22 protein-coding genes are annotated in these 15,917 nt (G+C 62.1%); 4 read left to right on the forward strand and 18 right to left on the reverse strand.

All coding sequences use genetic code 11. The annotated features are described in order from the left end of the window. Nucleotides 1–4: 4 nt before the first annotated feature. The 5 genes from JNJ66_05975 to JNJ66_05995 form a co-directional block, all read right to left on the reverse strand. Entirely contained in the window at nt 5–388 is a 384-nt protein-coding gene (locus JNJ66_05975) for a hypothetical protein (protein ID MBL8159976.1), read from the reverse strand. A gap of 188 nt (nt 389–576) precedes the next feature. Next, on the reverse strand, nt 577–1,617 hold the full coding sequence (locus tag JNJ66_05980) for a hypothetical protein (GenBank protein MBL8159977.1): 1,041 nt from the start codon (nt 1,615–1,617) through the stop codon (nt 577–579). A 214-nt stretch (nt 1,618–1,831) separates the two neighbouring features. Next, nucleotides 1,832–2,593, reverse strand: coding sequence for a hypothetical protein (locus JNJ66_05985; GenBank protein MBL8159978.1), 762 nt, complete (start codon nt 2,591–2,593; stop codon nt 1,832–1,834). A gap of 134 nt (nt 2,594–2,727) precedes the next feature. Beyond that, nucleotides 2,728–3,117 (reverse strand): hypothetical protein, encoded by a 390-nt coding sequence (locus tag JNJ66_05990; GenBank protein MBL8159979.1) that lies wholly within the window; start codon nt 3,115–3,117, stop codon nt 2,728–2,730. A 95-nt stretch (nt 3,118–3,212) separates the two neighbouring features. After that, the gene (locus JNJ66_05995; GenBank protein MBL8159980.1) at nt 3,213–3,950 is read right to left on the reverse strand and encodes a hypothetical protein; all 738 of its coding nucleotides are present in this window, start codon (nt 3,948–3,950) and stop codon (nt 3,213–3,215) included. A gap of 150 nt (nt 3,951–4,100) precedes the next feature. Here JNJ66_05995 and JNJ66_06000 point away from each other — a divergent pair, with 150 nt between their 5' ends. Then, complete coding sequence (locus JNJ66_06000; protein MBL8159981.1) at nt 4,101–4,613, forward strand: hypothetical protein; 513 nt, start codon at nt 4,101–4,103, stop codon at nt 4,611–4,613. 94 nt (nt 4,614–4,707) lie between these two features. Here the strand turns inward: JNJ66_06000 and JNJ66_06005 are convergent, their stop codons facing one another. From JNJ66_06005 to JNJ66_06030, 6 genes are all read right to left on the reverse strand, one after another. Further along, nucleotides 4,708–5,313, reverse strand: a complete 606-nt coding sequence (locus tag JNJ66_06005) for a hypothetical protein (protein ID MBL8159982.1) — start codon at nt 5,311–5,313, stop codon at nt 4,708–4,710. Between the two features lie 327 nt (nt 5,314–5,640). After that, nucleotides 5,641–6,156 carry a hypothetical protein gene (locus JNJ66_06010; GenBank protein MBL8159983.1) on the reverse strand — a complete coding sequence of 172 codons (516 nt, stop codon included), beginning with the start codon at nt 6,154–6,156 and terminating at the stop codon, nt 5,641–5,643. Between the two features lie 179 nt (nt 6,157–6,335). Next, on the reverse strand, nt 6,336–7,052 hold the full coding sequence (locus tag JNJ66_06015; GenBank protein MBL8159984.1) for a hypothetical protein: 717 nt from the start codon (nt 7,050–7,052) through the stop codon (nt 6,336–6,338). 99 nt (nt 7,053–7,151) lie between these two features. Further along, entirely contained in the window at nt 7,152–7,661 is a 510-nt protein-coding gene (locus JNJ66_06020) for an AAA family ATPase (GenBank protein MBL8159985.1), read from the reverse strand. Between the two features lie 30 nt (nt 7,662–7,691). Further along, a complete protein-coding gene (locus JNJ66_06025; GenBank protein MBL8159986.1) occupies nt 7,692–8,921 on the reverse strand; it encodes a hypothetical protein in 1,230 nt (409 codons plus the stop codon). A gap of 216 nt (nt 8,922–9,137) precedes the next feature. Next, a complete protein-coding gene (locus JNJ66_06030) occupies nt 9,138–9,566 on the reverse strand; it encodes a hypothetical protein (GenBank protein ID MBL8159987.1) in 429 nt (142 codons plus the stop codon). Nucleotides 9,567–9,755: 189 nt separating this feature from the next. On the opposite strand from JNJ66_06030, the gene JNJ66_06035 reads away from it, so the two are divergent. Continuing rightward, the gene (locus tag JNJ66_06035) at nt 9,756–10,418 is read left to right on the forward strand and encodes a hypothetical protein (GenBank protein ID MBL8159988.1); all 663 of its coding nucleotides are present in this window, start codon (nt 9,756–9,758) and stop codon (nt 10,416–10,418) included. A gap of 210 nt (nt 10,419–10,628) precedes the next feature. On the opposite strand, the gene JNJ66_06040 is transcribed toward JNJ66_06035, so the two are convergent. From JNJ66_06040 to JNJ66_06050, 3 genes are all read right to left on the reverse strand, one after another. Next, nucleotides 10,629–11,072, reverse strand: a complete 444-nt coding sequence (locus JNJ66_06040) for a hypothetical protein (protein ID MBL8159989.1) — start codon at nt 11,070–11,072, stop codon at nt 10,629–10,631. Further along, nucleotides 11,014–11,352: a hypothetical protein gene (locus JNJ66_06045; protein ID MBL8159990.1), complete on the reverse strand. Its 339-nt coding sequence runs from the start codon at nt 11,350–11,352 to the stop codon at nt 11,014–11,016. Before JNJ66_06045 ends, JNJ66_06040 begins: the two co-directional genes overlap by 59 nt. Nucleotides 11,353–11,592: 240 nt before the next feature. After that, on the reverse strand, nt 11,593–12,009 hold the full coding sequence (locus JNJ66_06050; protein ID MBL8159991.1) for a hypothetical protein: 417 nt from the start codon (nt 12,007–12,009) through the stop codon (nt 11,593–11,595). 127 nt (nt 12,010–12,136) lie between these two features. On the opposite strand from JNJ66_06050, the gene JNJ66_06055 reads away from it, so the two are divergent. Both JNJ66_06055 and JNJ66_06060 read left to right on the forward strand, forming a co-directional pair. Continuing rightward, nucleotides 12,137–12,826, forward strand: coding sequence for a hypothetical protein (locus JNJ66_06055; protein ID MBL8159992.1), 690 nt, complete (start codon nt 12,137–12,139; stop codon nt 12,824–12,826). Nucleotides 12,827–12,894: 68 nt separating this feature from the next. Further along, a complete protein-coding gene (locus JNJ66_06060) occupies nt 12,895–13,056 on the forward strand; it encodes a hypothetical protein (protein MBL8159993.1) in 162 nt (53 codons plus the stop codon). Between the two features lie 155 nt (nt 13,057–13,211). Here JNJ66_06060 and JNJ66_06065 read toward each other — a convergent pair whose 3' ends face one another. The 4 genes from JNJ66_06065 to JNJ66_06080 all read right to left on the reverse strand — a co-directional run bounded on the left by JNJ66_06065 (nt 13,212) and on the right by JNJ66_06080 (nt 15,652). Next, nucleotides 13,212–13,574, reverse strand: a complete 363-nt coding sequence (locus JNJ66_06065; protein ID MBL8159994.1) for a hypothetical protein — start codon at nt 13,572–13,574, stop codon at nt 13,212–13,214. A 70-nt stretch (nt 13,575–13,644) separates the two neighbouring features. Beyond that, a complete protein-coding gene (locus tag JNJ66_06070; protein ID MBL8159995.1) occupies nt 13,645–14,151 on the reverse strand; it encodes a DUF2199 domain-containing protein in 507 nt (168 codons plus the stop codon). 27 nt (nt 14,152–14,178) lie between these two features. Beyond that, entirely contained in the window at nt 14,179–15,162 is a 984-nt protein-coding gene (locus tag JNJ66_06075) for a hypothetical protein (GenBank protein MBL8159996.1), read from the reverse strand. A gap of 106 nt (nt 15,163–15,268) precedes the next feature. Beyond that, nucleotides 15,269–15,652 (reverse strand): hypothetical protein, encoded by a 384-nt coding sequence (locus tag JNJ66_06080; protein MBL8159997.1) that lies wholly within the window; start codon nt 15,650–15,652, stop codon nt 15,269–15,271. Nucleotides 15,653–15,917 lie beyond the last annotated feature (265 nt).

Genomic DNA, 15,917 nt, shown 5'->3' on the forward strand with positions numbered 1-15,917 from the left:
CGGCTCAGAGCGTAATGGTCCGATTGACGAAGAAGCCGACCAGCGCCAGGATAATAAGCAGCAGCAGGCTGCTGCCCAGCAGGAATTTGGCCAACACCTTGTAGCTCTCGTGCATCTTGACCGACAACCAGAGGCAGGCGGCCGACATGAAGACGGCAAAGACGACGAACGAGATACGCTCGTACCACTGGTCGCTGGCCAGCGAACCCTGGGTTCTGCCCAGCTCAAGGCCGAAGCCATTATAGCGTATCGGAATCTGGACATCGCTGGGTTGCAGCCAAAGCACCAGCAACGCCGAAACAATCAGGCAGGTCAAAGCCAGGCCGATAGCCATGCCGAGGGCCAGCCGATCGCGGGCAAACTTCTTGAATTCTTGTTTGGGTAACATAGTCGCTGTCTGCCTATTATAGCAAACATCTGCCGTGGGCACTGCCCCATCCTGCCCGTTTTTCATCCTTTTGGAATCATCAGCGCACACACGCATGTACGAAAACGGTCTGATAAACAGGCTGATCCATGTCCTACCCGTCCGCGCCACCAGCTAGCTGCACTAGTGGCGGCGCGGACGGACGGGGTTCATGGCCCGTAGGCCTCCAGGGTGCCCAGGTCGATGCCACCCGAGGCGTAGTCACCGGCGGCGTAGTCCACCGCCAGCAGCCGGCCTGGTTCGGTGCCGAAGCGCAGCACGTAGGCGGTGCTTGTCAGGCGCCTCCGGGCCAGCGTGTCCGGCACAGGGCCAGGTGCCGGCTCGTCAACCTCGACGAAATCAAGATTGCTGACCAGTACCAGTAGGCCTTCATCACGCGAGGCCACCAGCAGACACTGCGCCGAGCGCTCGTCCGGCGCACAGCCGGCCTTGAAGCCCCTGGCCCACCAGACGCGCTTGTCGAGCCAGTCCTCCGGGTCGCCGCTTGGCGGATGGACGCTGCTGACGTTGTCCGCCAGGGCGTATAGGACGCCGGCGGCAACATAGGCGTCATTGCCGGTACCGATCGGCTTGCCCAGGGCACGGGCCGCATCAAACCGCGGCTGGTTGGTCTCGCCGCTGCCCGTCAGAACGATGGACAGCTGCCCATCGCGCCGCTCGAAGTAGGCGAACGGGTCGGCGAAGGAGCTCAGCTCCGCCTGCCGCTCACCCCATGCCGTCCCGCCAAGCGGGGCATCGGCGGGCGGCGGCAGAGCCCGGTAGAGACCGGTGAGCTGATTGACCTTGCCGTGGTCGGCCGCCCGCTCCTGGAAGAAGCGGATGGCGCGCTGCTCGATGGTGAGCTGCTGGAGGTCGGCCGGAAAATCGGCGTACTCCAGGGTGACGGGCGCCTCTAGCTGGCGCCATTCACTGTGCAGTTGTGGCAACCCCCATTCACCATCTCTGGTGAATGTTTGGAAGGGGTCGTTCAGCACCTGCCGGCCATTGATGAGCCAGCGGGCACCGGAACCACCCTGAGCCGCGCTCAGGGTCTGCGGTGCGGGCGGCTGTGTCATGCGGATGGCGAGCGTGATGCTTGACACCACTGCCATGACGACCAAGGCGACCGCTCCCACGCGAATAACGCGGGAGTCGAGGCGCAGGGGCAGTCGCCGGCGGGTGGCGCGATGGCGCGCCGGTGTTTTCTTCACGGTGTCACCTTCTCTGTCGGAAGACGTATCGGGGCTGAATCATCGGCGGCCGTACGCCGCATATGGCCTCAGCCTGTTTATCAACGAACCTGTCCGCTCGGCCTGCTCTTACAGGAGCCGGCCGGACGGGCAATGGACGCCATTGACCATAGCACAAAATTGTAATTTTGTCAATATGCCTTGCTTACAGCTTGCCACGGGCGCGGCCGGCACATTATTCATCAAAGAAATGCGGCGCCCGGCGGACACAAGCCAGAGCCGGGCCGTCCTTTGGCCGCGTCTTCTGCACCAGTGTCAGGGCGACGGCATAGTGCTTGCTGACGCGGCCGCGGAACTGCTTATCCACCAGCTGGCGCAGCTCTTCCATGAACGCGTCACGCTTTTCCGGCACCAATGACTGGACGGCGGGCAGACTTTCAAACAGCTGGGCATAACGCTCGGTAGTATAGCGTACCACCAGCGGCGCCTTCCAAAAGCCTATTGGTTTGAAGCGCCGGACATCGGCCTGGGCGGGCTGGATGGCGGCCAGTTCCGGCAGTGGCAGGCGTTTGTGCAGGCCCGGGTGGAAATAACGGTCATACAGGGGGAGGCTGGCTGTGAGCGGCTTGTCACCTGCCCCGTCGGTGATGTGGTAGCTGTGCAGCATGGCCAGATAGCCATCGTCCTTCAGTAATTCATATGGTGTGTCGTAGACTTCGGCTGGCTCCTGGACATGGAGCGCGGTGGCGGCGAAGACCAGGTCGAAGGCGATGGATGGCAGATCGGCTGGGTCGGCGGCGGTGACGGTGTGGCCATGCTCCGCCAGTTGCGCGCCAAGCTGCTCGGTGCCAGCGCCATATCCAAGCAGACTGGCCTCCGGGGCGAGCTCAGCGGCAGTCAATAGCTGATCGACAAGCTCAACGGGCGCCTGTAACCGGAGCCGTCCGGGTGGTATGGAAGCCTGGACATCACTGGTGGGAGCGGCACGACGCATCATACCCCTAGTATACAGCCGCCAAGACACTCCGGAAACGAAAGATGCCCCTTACGGGCACCTCTCGTCTTGCATTGCTGTGGACGAAAGGCGCCCGGTAAGGGGCGGCGGCCGCGCGGAGCGGCCCCATGGGGCGTTCACGTGGCCCCGGCGGATGGCCGCTTCACCTCCAGGGTGAAGTTGCCGGCGATCTCGGTGGGCTGTACCGCCGGCGAACCCGGGCGGCTGCCCTGCCGGCGTTCGGGCTGGATCTCACCCTCCACGGCGTAATTGTTCTTTTCACACCATTCTTGAACCCAGACGGCCGCCGTGTCGGTGGCGTCGGTGATGTCCTCGGAGGACCAAGGTTCAACGGTGGTGACGATCCGCCCGGCCTTGATGGCCGTGGCGCTGTCCTGCAGGACAGTGGCCGTGATGTGCCACTGTCCCTGAATGATGACAGTGTGGATGCGGAAGGTCAGCTGGCTTCGCCGCAGCAGGTGGCGCTGCACCTTGATGGGCTCGACATCTCGATACTCGAGTTTCATATGCTCGCCTCTGGTCGCTCGGAAAACGCGGAACCGCGCCCAACAGATGGGCGCTATGCAGATGATACAAGCTTAAAGATGCAATTGCAAATTGACTAGTTGATGCCATCCACGGCGTAACTGACGCGGATAATGCCCTTCTTCTCTTTCAGCTTGGTGAGGCGGATGGCACCCACCTGGTCGAGGCTGCGCACATGGGTGCCACCGCAGGGCACACCGAAGTCGTCGCCGTAGATGACCACCCGGCCCGGCTTGTTCTTTGGCAGATTCTCCGGTACGTGCCGGCAAACGGTGTGCATCTGCTCCGGCGGCATGAAGCGGATAGTGTTCTCTATACCCTGCCCGATCAGCTCATTCGCCTTACGTTCGATGGCGGCACGGAGCGGCTCGGCCTGCTCCGGCTGCCAGGTGCCGGTGTATTCCACCGCCGAGAGGTGCGGGTAATGCTGGCCTTTGCCGCCGACCCAGTCCAGGCCAAGGCGGTCGATGGCCATGTCGATGACGTGCCCGGCCGAGTGCAGCCGGGTGTTGATGCGGCGCCGGTCGTAATCCACTTGGCAGACCACGTGGTCTTTGGGCGCCAATCGGCCACTTTCGAAGCTGCCGATGTGGTGCGCCACGCCCGCCTCATCAAGGCGGACTTCTTCGACCCTGAAGACGGCCTCGCCGCTGCTGATGGTGCCTTGGTCCCAGTCCTGGCCGCCGCCGCGGGCGTAAAAGCAGGTGCGGTCAAGCATGATGGCCACCCGGCCGTCCTCGGTGTCGCGGACTGCCTCGACGGTAGCCTCGCAGTGTTCGACATCGAAATCCTGCATATAGAGTAGGTCTGTCATGACGGATAATTCTGGCGCCGGCATAGGGGCGGCGCATACCTTTCTTTCCTATGGTAGAAGATTGCAGCCCAGGCTTCAATATGGTAAAAGTAATGCAACCCGGCCGACTGGCCGGCGTCACAGATCCCGACTCCGGTAAGCGAGAAGAACATGCCCGTCGTTTCCGTCAAGGCCTCGTACGAGTGGCTGGTCTCCCCCGGCTGCGGGGCCAGCAGCCGCGAGCAGGCACTGCTGCGCGACATCCTGGCCCAGCTGCCCGGCATCGTCATCAACGCCGTCAACGGGGTGGATGGCAGCGCCATGGACGAGAATGAGGTCATCATTCTCGCCGATCACTACCACCCCCTGAGCAAGAACGTGCCCGACGTCTGGCTGGATATCCAGCCGGAACTCCTGGCGGGCGGCCCCCTGCCGGAGGATGTGCGGCGCACCAGGATCGCCGAGGCGGTACACCGCGCGCTGCGGGAGCTGCTCGAGCGCCGGAGCGACAAGCGGCCGAGCTACGACATCGAGGTACGGCCGCTGTCCGGCAGTGGCCTGTCGGTGGGCCGTCAGGGCCACATCACTCAGCGCTGGGGCGTACCGGCCTCGACGGCGGCACGCACCAATGGCGCGGACGCGCCGGCCGGTGCCATGCCCGCCCCCGCCGAAGCGCGCCAATAGCGCCCCCGTCCCAGTCTGCCCCGCCGGCAGACTGGGACGTTTCAATTAAAAACCCCGCCGCCAGTGGTGGCGACGGGGGTGGAACGGGAGATGCTCAGGCGGCTGCGGCAGCCCGCTCCTCCTCGAGTGCGGCCAGGACCTCCTCGAGGTCGGGGCCGCGCATCAGGCGTTGGGCGGCCGTCTGCGGGTCGTCGCTGCGCCGGACCACGAAGTCCCGGACCAGCCTGCCGGTGCGGTTGCGCTCCAGGTTGATGCGGTCCAGGACGAGGCGCGAGAACTGGACGTCCTCGTCCTCCTCGAACCCTGAGGTGGCCACGATGATGCCGCTCTGCCGGTCGATGACACCGCCGCCGTGCGGGTAGGCGCCGGAGATGCCGACTATCAGCGCCGGATCCAGGTGTGCCACCTCCAGGCTGTCCCGCTGGGTCGTTGCACAGATCCTGGCCTTGCCCTCGGCATTGGTGAGGTACCAGCCGGCGTCGTGCTCGCCGACCAGCAGACCGTTCTCGAGCAGGTCGAAGGTGATGCGCTGCACCGGCAGGTAGCTGGTGGGGTCGCAGTGCGCCTCGTCGTTGTGCCAGACGTAGGTGGCGAACGAGTTGCGGCGCAGCGCACCGATGCTCATCTGCACCGCGGCCGTGGCCAGTGCGAAGTGCTCCAGCCGGTCGTGGTCGTACAGCGTATCGGGGTTGATGGCCATGTGACATTCCTAACGGGTCGTGTAGTGCATGACGAGGCAGTTATAGCATATTTTGTAGTAATTGAAAACGCCGCCCTGCAGTGCGGGGCGGCGGGGTGCCGTGCGGCGGGGCAGGGAGCAGACCCGCCGCCCGGCGGCAGTGCGACAGCGGCCACCGGGGCCGGGTGTCACCAGTTCCAGTTGCGCATGTGGCCTCCTTGCAGGGGCCGGCGGTTGGGGGGGCATTCGCCCCGCGTGATCACCAGTCGCGGTTGCGCATGGCGCGTCACCTCACTTCCATCCGTAGACATACGACCATTCGGTTATACCCTATCCGGGGCTAGGTGTCTAGTCCCGGCAGGCGGCCACGATCGCCCGCCAGGCCATGGCGAACGCCGAGCGGTGTTCGTAGAGCCGCCGGTCGCAAGCGGTGACGTGGACGTGCCGGAACACCAGATGCCCGAACACGGCCCAGATGTTACCGGCCCGCAGCGGATTGCCCTCGCCCACCCGCTTCAGCTCCGACAGGATCAGCAGGCTCATCCGGTCGTAGAGGCTCAGCCGTTCGACGCTGAACATCTCCATCGTGTCCATCAGCCCGGCCAGCCGTTCACTGTGGTGCGAGAAGTCGTGGCAGGTGATGACATCGTCATTGCTGATGTCGGTGAAGGCCGGGACGATGCTGGGCGTACCGGCCGCCTGCCCCACCTCTACGCTCAGGTACCGGCCACCCTGGAGCGCCACTCCCTTGAACGTGCCGCATCGCATCACGATGCCGCTGACCACCTTGGCGCCCTGCAGGGCGGCAGCACCGTATGGTACGGGCCGGCCCGAGGGGGCACGGTACTCAACTGCATCGATCATGACTACCTCCAGATGTCGTAACTACTGGTCGTACGATGACCTTTCTATTATATCATTTTACAGTAGTTTAGTCAATGATTTGGCGCACAGCCGTCGTTGCGCGGACGGCGCGGATGACGCAGTGACAAAGAAAAATGGCCCTGCGCACCCCCACCAGAGGAGTGCGCAGGGCCAAGCTGCTAGGCCACCGACCGGTTGCCGTCGTTGGGGCCACGACCCCTGTCGCGCCCGCGTCCACGGCCGTGACCGCGACGCCCACGGCCACGACGCTGGACGCCATCAGGGGAGCGGCGCGGTGCATCATCGCGCCGCCCGGGATTGTCGCCCGGACGGCCGGCGAACCAGCGTGGCGGCCTGGTGGTCCGGCTGCCCTCCCTGATCAGCGCGTCGGTGCTCATGAGGTAGGCATGCTCCATCCAGAACGCCAGACAGGCGTCCCGGCCGCCCTCCGCCTTGTCGGCACTGGACATCCAGGGCAACGGCGGCGTGTATTCGCCACCGTACGCCCGGATCAGCGTGGGCTTGTCGACCGTGCCGGTGAGCTCGATCGTCAATGGGCCCGTCGGCTCAGTAATGGCCTCGACCCTGCGGTCACCCTGATTGACCCACTTGGTACGTGGCGCAACGAACGGCGACAGCTTGGGCTCGCGGGCCCGGTGGCGGACGTGGACGCCCCAGATGCGCCGGCGCCCCAGCACCGGAACGGCCATGGGCAACACCGGCTCGCCGGTGTCCCAGAGCGTCTCGATGATGTGTTGGCTGCCCCGCCAGGGGTCGATCTCGTCGAGCAGCTCCTGGACAAGGCCGGAGAACCGCCCGCCCGGCCGCATGGTGCGCGGCATGTCCGCCGTGCCGGCGATCAACACCCTGGCACCGCGGTACGTGTACCCTGCCATCTACACCCCTTTCTAGAGTCGTGCAGGTACGGGCTTGATGACATCGTTGTCACAGCTTCTTGACCAAGATATCATAATATTTTAAAGTATCAAAGCTTTTTATCGCAAGGCGGCCTTGATCTTTTCAGCCACCTGCTCCGGTGTCAGGCCGTCGGTATCGATCACCAGCTCATCCCCGATCTCGGCCGTCTCGCGGCTGTTCAGATACTCATCAAGATCCTGTTTATTCTCAATCCGATACGGGTCATGGCGGCCTTCCACCCGCTCCAGCAGCGTCTCGTATGATGCAATCAGGCGGATCGGCTTGAATATGTAATCGGGGTTATCCGCGACCACCGCGCGGACGCCATCCACCGTCACCTTGTCCGGCGAGCAGCGGGTATAGATGATGTTGCCGCCCTGCCCCAACAGGTGCCGGATGACTGGCTGCGTCACCTCATCCATGAGGCGCGGGATGCGGTGCTCCTTGACGATGTTGTACACGGCATTCTTGAGATCATGGAACCATAACACTTTCCAATCCAGCTCTTTTTCCAGGATGCGGGCGACGGTGATTTTGCCGACACCGGGGTTGCCGCGGAGATATACGAAATAGTGCCCGGACCGCACTCCACGAAGGAGCGCGGTCCGGGCAGTGGTTCAGGCCCAGTACGGCAGTTCCCAGCCGGCCAGCGGCAGGTCTTCCGGCCGCCGCCCGTCAGAGAACAGGCACTGCAGCCGCTCGCGGCCGTCCGCCAATGGCGGCAGGGCTGCCAGCTCAGACAGCAGCGGCCGGGTCGGCGGCAGCGGCAGTGTGTACAGCTGGCCGGCGGGACCGATGTGGCCGTGGCGTCCCCGGATCATGCCCGGGCGCACCATGACCTCGTCGCCCGGCTGCAGTTGCCAGGGGACGTCGTCGCCGGGTTGGTGCTGCAGGATCAGCGGCAAGCCGCGCGGACGGCGAATGGTCACCCGCAGGTTGCCGTCCAGCTGCAAGAAGTGCCAGCCGTGGCGTTGGCTTGCCAGGACGGCACGGATCCAGGAGTCGTGCATGGCGGCTGCCATCGCCTCCTCGGGCGTGCGGCCCGAGCGGGTGCCCCTGGTGCGCTGCCGATCCTGCTGGTAGCGCAGCACGCCGTCGCAGTACAGCCGGTAGATCAGTGCCGCCCGCCTGGGACGGCTCTGCAGGTGTTCATCGATCTTCTGGCGCAGCACGGCGAACCGGTCGGACCACTCGTCCTGTGCGATGCAGTAGGCCATCAGGACGAGGCTCCAGCTGCTGGCCGGGCACCGCTCGGCCACCTTCAGGCGGCTGGACGGGTCCAGTCTGAGCACCAGTCCGAGCTGATGTTCGTCGGCGATGCGGTACAGCCGCAGGGCGCCGGCCAGCTCGATGCAGATCAGGTCACCCTCTTCCATGACGCCGGTCGATGCCAGCCACTCGCGGAGCAGCCCGTTGTCGGAGCTTAGGAGCGCCGGCGCGTGGTAGCGCATGAGCGATGTGGCGAAGCCCATCACCTGTCCGCGGGTAGCGAACAGGCGCTGTGCCGCCCCATCCCGCAGGAAGCCCAGCAGGTGGTGGTACGGCGAATGGTGGTCATCGCCCGGGGTCAGGCAGAGACTTTCGACCACCCGGCGGGCGGTCTCGTCGCCCCGGTCCCGGCTGATGATGGGCACGTAGCGCAGCCCGGTCACCCGGTTGCGGTCTACCGTGTCACGCCCCAGGAACCGGACGCAGGCCAGCACCAGGACGTCGTGGCCGGCACCGAGCTCGAGGGCGCGGCGCAGGTATGCCTCGTCGTCCGCCTCGTTGCCAAGTTCGGCGACGATGCCGTCGACGAGGTGCAGGTCATCCGGGTCGAGGGTGGTACGGCTGATTCTCTCCGACATCAGTCTCTCACTTCGGGTCGGCGCGGCAGCACACGGCTGCCACGATGTATGGGTACGAAAAAACAGGTCTGGGCCTGTCCTATATTTATTATAGCATAAAAAGTAAAAATTACAATTAAAACGGCCCCGGAGCGGCCACCAGCTGCAGCGCAGCTCCGGGGTCGCTTCGGGGCCGGGCGGCCCAGATGATCTGGGGTTTGTCCGTCGATGGACGGGCTACCCGGTGACGGGCTTCAGGGCGCCGAAGAGCTCCATCAGCTGGCGGAAGTCATCTTCACTGCCGCGCAGGGCGGCCAGCAGCAGGCGCATCAGGTACTTGTCGCCGAGGCCTTCCATCACCTCCAGCGCGCCGCGGGCGTTGCCGGTCAGGATGTCCGAATGGAAGCTGTCCAGCCGTCGGTCGTGATCTTCCGTGCGCAGTGCCCGCTCGGCCGCCACGGCCAGTGCCGTGAAGCCGGCTTCGTGCTGCGAGATCCAGAGGTTGGCCGCCGCGGTGAGCTGGTGGCGTGGCGCGCTGCGCTTCACGTCGTCCGGCGCGTCAGTGCCGACCTCCGATTGGAAAATCATGTCCAGCAGCCGCAGCCCCATCTCCACCCGCAGGTCCTCGACCGTCGCGGGCAGCGGCAGGGTCTCGTCGGTGTCCATCAGTCGTTCTCCGTTCAGTCGGTGGCCGGGATGGCCAGGGGGTTGGCCATGCGGTGTACTCCAAACTTCTCTCGGTGGGTCAATCTGGATTGCTATACTATAAAAGAAAACGTTGTATAAATCAATAACAATCCATCCTATTGCTTTGACATTTTTAGTAAAAAATATTATAATACATATATTGGGCTCTTGCAGCCCTCATTCCCTGCCACATCGACCAGTGAGGTATCCATGCTGGAAATCTTCGTCAGGTTCGCCGACCGCACCATTCACCTGGGCGACGGCACGCTCATCGAACCCGGGCGGTACTACCCGCTCGACGGCGAGCACCGCTTCGTCGCCCACCGCGTCGGCCTCAGCCGGACCCATCCGGACGGCTACGTCATCATGATCAAGCGGAGCCGCGAGACGGTGCGGAATGGCACCATCCGCTTCTACGGCAACCAGGAAGAGAACGGGCTCCGCAGCTTCGTCCTCGACCCGCGACAGCCCGTCGAGCCGTACGAGGAGCTCATCGCCGCCCTGCGAAACCTCGGTGTCGAGAACTGGCAGATCTTCCCGGTGCGTGGCATCCCCACCACCCGGGCGCTCAGCCTGAACACCCGCGCCACATCCGACGGCGGCATCCGGCGCTACGGCACCACGGTGCGCGAAGGCGGCCGCGACGTGTCGATGGTCACCTACCACCTCACCGGCAACCCCACCTGGGTGGTGACCCGTACCACCCAGGACGGCAACAGCCAGGTCACCGGCGTCTACCTGCTGCCGGGTGCTGAAGCGCCGGACAAGCAGGCTGCACTGCTGGAAGCGGTGGCGGCACTGGCCGCAGACCCGCTGCCGGCAACCGCCTGACCCACCGCCAGGCCCCACGGCCCCGCGCACCGCTTGAGACAGATGGTCTCGCGGTGACGCGGGGCCATTTGTCTTTCTATGGCCCATGTACACTTTAAAAAGAAAAAGGCCCTACTGACACGGGAGCCGGCTGGCATTGCTGCCGGCTCCCGTGCGTTCGGGCCTTTCCCACCACTGCGGGGCGATGACTCACCCCGCCTCACTGCCAGCTCAGCCGAGCGACACGTCGACGTTCAGCAGAACGCCGACCATGACATCGCTCACGACGTAGCCGTGCCTGCGCAACTCTGCCGCCAGCTCCATCAGGAGCCCGCGGGTCCAGGTGCCGTTGTAGCTTCCGGTGCCCTCCAGGTCGGCGAGGTGCCGGACACGGCAGCCGAGGTTGATGACACCCGGTTCACTGCGGTGGAGGCGGTACTGCCGGCTGACGTGGCAGCCGGAGGCCTGGTCGTAGGACGGGGCGCTGTTGATGTAGCCGGCGACGATCCGCTCGATGGCGGCCTCATCGAGGATCCGGCCCGCAGGGCGCTGGTCTGTGACGGTCATGTGCGTACTCCGATCGTTGGTGGTAAGGATGAGCGGTGCGCAGGCGGGGTCAGGTACCCCACTTGCTATCGAGCGTGTCGCGCAGTTTGAGCAGGCCCATCGCGGCAAGCAACAGGCCCTCCAGGACGAGGAACGTCACGAAGGCCTGGCCGCCAGCCAGCTTGCCGTAGCCCCAGAAGGTCAGGCAGAACAGCGGCGCACCGATCGCCCACCAGCTGTAGGTCATCCCCCGCCTCGAGTCGAAGTACGAAGCGTAGATGAGCTGCAGGATGTACCGGATGGTCAGCAGGAACAGCGCAACGACGCTGCCGCCAGCCACTCCCAGTTCGACTGACCGGGTGATGGTGCCGATGATGATACCAAGGATGGCACCAATGATGAATATCATGGTGTCACACCCCCTTTCACAGGGACGGAGCCGCTCACGCGGCACAGGGTTCGGAGTGAGTAGCAATGATGGGAACGATGACATGCGGCGGCAGGGCTTGTGGCCCTATGGTGCAACACGACAGGTCATTTATATTATTATATAACATTATTATAAATAATCAATAATGTCATCCGTCGGGCCGTCCTTATGTATAAAGACCTCCCGGAAGCAGCCCAAAGCCGCCCCGGGAGGCCATCCTCAGGCAGCCAGGTCGGCGAAGACCTGCAGCACCTGCTTGAAGGCGTTTGGCAGGTCGATAGTCACGTTCACCATCTGTCCCAGCACGTGGCCGGGTGCCTGCTCCAGCAGCTGGCGGGCAGCCGTGGCGTCCGGGCCGAGCACCTGACTGAGGAAACGTTCCGGGGCCACCACGGGCGCCCGGTCGTAGTCGGCCAGTACCCGGCGGGCGAGCTGGGCCAGGCTTTGGACACCTTCGCTGCGCTCGGCGCACCAGGCTCCACCGGCGGCGAGCGCCGCGGCATCAGTCTCATCGGGGCGCATTGACAGACCGCCATCGTCGGGTACGACGCGCAGATCGGTGCCCCTCAGGGCGATGCCGATAAGGCGCCTGCACTCCTGGGCGGTGACCGGGAGGCGGTAGTTCACATAGGTCATGGAAACTCCAGACGGATCGGACGTACGAAATGCCTCTGGCAGTATAGCAGAAGATTTGTACAAAAGTAAAAACTGTGTTATAATAAAATAGTAATCGTCTCTCCCAGCAAGTCCGAAAGGATGCACCATGGTTTCCAGTGGCAACTGGCACTACGACGACGCACTGAAGCAGATCGCCCGGCTGATGGCCGCCCACAAAGACAGCCTCACCCCGTTCATCGAGGTGGAGCTGCCGGACGTCCTGGCGGCTTCGGCGCGCGACATCACGCCTGACTGCATCGCGGTCCTGCGCGAGGAACTGGAGTACCGGGCACCCGGCTGGACCATCCGGCCGGCCATCCCCGAGCTGTACGACCCGCCGCTGCCCAAGCCGACCTACGAGTACTACCTGGTGGCGATGTGCCCCGCCGGCACCCCGGAAGGGGCTGTGGCGGTGCGGCCGGCCGGCAACATCCGGCTGGTTGCCATCCAGCGCCTCGGGCGGCAGCACCGCTTCTACGACGCGGCCAGTGAGGCAGTGGTCACCCAGCGGCGGCTGGCCAGCGGTTCGGAGCAACAGCGCCGCGAGTTCGACCTGCACATGCGCACCGTCGTCAGCCGCCACGTCGCACAGCAGGCACCGTTGCTGCGTGAACGGGCGGCCTCGGCCAACGACGAGGCGCGCTACGACGCCGAGCAGTACCTCGCTATCGCCGAGGACGGCAGGAAGAGTAGTGGGGACCGCCTGCTGGCGCTCTTCGCCGCCGCCACCCTGCTGGACGAGAACCCGCCACGGGCAGCCCTGCCCGAAGACCACCTACCCGCCACCCGCCGCTAGTCCATGTTGGGCCCGCTGCGATGGCGGGTTCAACATTTCATGAATAATATTGTATAATATAGCTGCCAATGTTCCTGTACCGAAAGGCGGACGACATGGTACTGCTGTGGATCATGCGCGACATACTGCGCGAGCTGGGTGACCCCCGCGATCCCCGCGCCCATCTGTACCACTGGCTGCGCGGTCGGCGACGGCCCGAGCGCTTCGGGATGGACCGGCGGCTCGGCTGAGTCGCCGCGGTCCTCCTCCCCGGCCAGCCCCATCTGCGGGGCTGGCCGGGACTTTTCTTTATCGCACTGTCACTACAAATGGAAACACCCTCGGCCGAGGGGCTTCCGTGGTGGAGCCTCCCTTCGGTAGAGGGTGTGAATGGGGTCGCTTGGGATCAGGCGGCGTCGGGCAGCGAGACGTCGATGCCGTCCGGCAGGTCGGTCACCTCGTCGATGATCACCTCGGAGACCTGATAACCCTTGGCCTGCAGGTCGCGGGTCAGCTCCAGCAGCAGGCCGTACGTCCACTCGCGGTTGTAGGTGCCTGCGTCGAACTCGTCCTTGCAGTGCAGCACCGGGCAGACCACGCGGACGCCGAGGCCCTCACGGTGCAGGGTCACCCGCGGTTCACGGATGACCGTGACCCCGAGGCCCTCGTCGTGCGTGGGCGCGCTGGCGACGTACTCAGTGACGGCGGCGCGGACCGCGGCGACGAAGGTGCGGCGGGTGGGGGCCGGCTGGGTGGGTGCTTCGGTCATGCTGTGCTCCGATCTTGGAGGGGGTGACGCGAATTGATGCGACTAAGTATTAATAGAATGCTTGGTCGGATTAGTCAATACCTGCGAATTGCGCCAGTTCGTGTGCACGGCCCAAAGACACTCCGTTGTGCTGGTCCTGACATAAAGGATGTAGGTTATCGTGATTCAACTCGAGCATTGGGCGCAATCCCCCACCCCTTAGGTGCGCATAAGTTTCAATCCGTGAGCAATCAGGATACGTAGGCAGCTCGTTCGCTAGCCAGCCAAAGTACGGCTCCTCTTCTAACTCCGCATCAGTACCGTACACTTTGCCGTAACGTTTGAAGTTTTTTTCGCTGAGCGACACCCAGACTCCCCACTCCAAACTATCCTCTGAGTCAATGATGGGAATCCGCAAGACGACGCGGATAAAAAAGTACTGATTATCAATTGTGCAGAAGTCGGAGCCAAGTGAATATCCGTACTTATGCTCATCGTTATCGTTCCAGGCGGCAGGCGCAGCAAACGCCAGCGCCGGCAGCTGGCCTTGGATGAGCTGACCGCAATGTGAACAAACAGTTTTATAGTCTTTTGGCATTGGGTTTATGATAACAGACTGGCTAGATTACACTTCATTAACAACATCAAACCCGTTAGCGCTACCTGTAATCGCCAGTCCAACAAGCTTTCCCCGACAGATGCCACTATGTCGAATCTTTGCAGCCACTGCGTTCATGGTTGCGCCTGAGCCTATGGCATCATCAATAATCAAGACATTTCCATAGACGCTCCTGTCCGTCAGGACAATAGTTTGTTCGGCATTAATTATGCGATCATTCAGTTTGTTCAACGTTTTTTGCGGCACTACGACTGGCGTCCTGACTTTTTCCAAGCTTACATTCCTAAGCGGTAGTGCAAGCTGCTTTTGAAGGACTTTCATAAACTGCCATTCCCGCTTGACAGTTGGCGGCACAAAAGCGACACCATCAATGTCGTACATATCCATGACATCGAGTACTTTAGGCCTGATATTCTCAATTACCTCTTTCATGAGTACAACATCCTGGCTTTGCTTAGCATGCAAGAGAAGTTGTCCAAGCTTAGTCTTCCCAAAAATTTCTACGCTATAAAAATCAGCGTAGTACACTGCGTCCAAGGCAACCTCACTAAATGTAGTGGTCATTTTAGTCATACCGTTTATGAGGCCATGTGACTTAAACTGTTCGTACTTGCTACGAACCCTAGCGTACTGCACCGCCATTTGTGCAACATCTTGCCGCCTTTCAGTAACCCAAATAACAAATCCCGGCCATCCTAGCAGCTTTTCGCCCATCGGGGTGATATAGAGAAAATTATCATCAATAATCTGCCTCGTCGAAGCATCTACTTCTACGGCTTTTGAGATAGGTGCATCATGAGCAATAGACACTGAGTAATACACTTTTGGCGGCGTACCCATTTTCACCAGCTGCCTGTTAGCAATCATTCTTGCCAGATGCCGGTGCGTCGCTTGCCTGGAGATGCCCAAAAAGTTTGAGACATCATTTGCGGTGCGTGGGGATTGCTTGAGAAATCCAACTATTTTAGCCGGTGTATCCATAATTTTCATTATACACTGTTTACAGTTTACAGTCAAGTGTAAACTGTAAACTTCTTTTACTTGTTTTTCAGCACTACCCTTGGCGGTTCACAACGGCGGAAGTATGGAACTACTATCAAGCTAATTCGTTGGGCGTAGGCGGACGAGCATCCTTGATATAATGCTTCTCTACAGCCCCAAACTTCAAATAGTTCCTCCTTGCTCCTTCAAGGCTCAAATCACCATTTGGCCCGCCCCGCACTTCTTTGGGATTGTCATATTCGCCGTCATCTTCCCAAAGACAAACCGGGCAAATATCAAAGCTGCCGCGTTCAGAGATTGTTATGTTGCCACATACCAAGCAAGCCACGCCAGCAGGATGCTTAATTTTCTTACGGGTTTTTATGTAGTGATACGAGCCTGCTTTGTCCGTAAGAGTGCATTCCCATTTGCCGTCCACTCTGAAGCAAACTTCTTTGAATTTAAAGATTGGCGATCGATTGTAACCAACCCTTCCCATGAGCGCAGCTTTTGCCAGTTCTATATGGTACTCGAGATTTTCTTCTTCTGCCGTGTGCCAATGTCCACAGTCAACACCTTCAACTTCGAGTCCGACGAATGACCCGCCGCTATGCCACCAGTACAGCGCCACCGGCAGAGCGTTGCGGATACTGCTCGTGAATGCCCACTCCTCCCGATCCTCATTCTCAGAATAAGTCGCGATCACGTCCGGAATCACTTTCAATTCCAAATAGTAGCGCTTGAACATTTTCTCTTGCTCGCTC

The sequence above is a fragment of the Candidatus Saccharibacteria bacterium genome (genome assembly GCA_016789455.1).
GTDB lineage: Bacteria > Patescibacteriota > Saccharimonadia > Saccharimonadales > Saccharimonadaceae > CAIJKY01.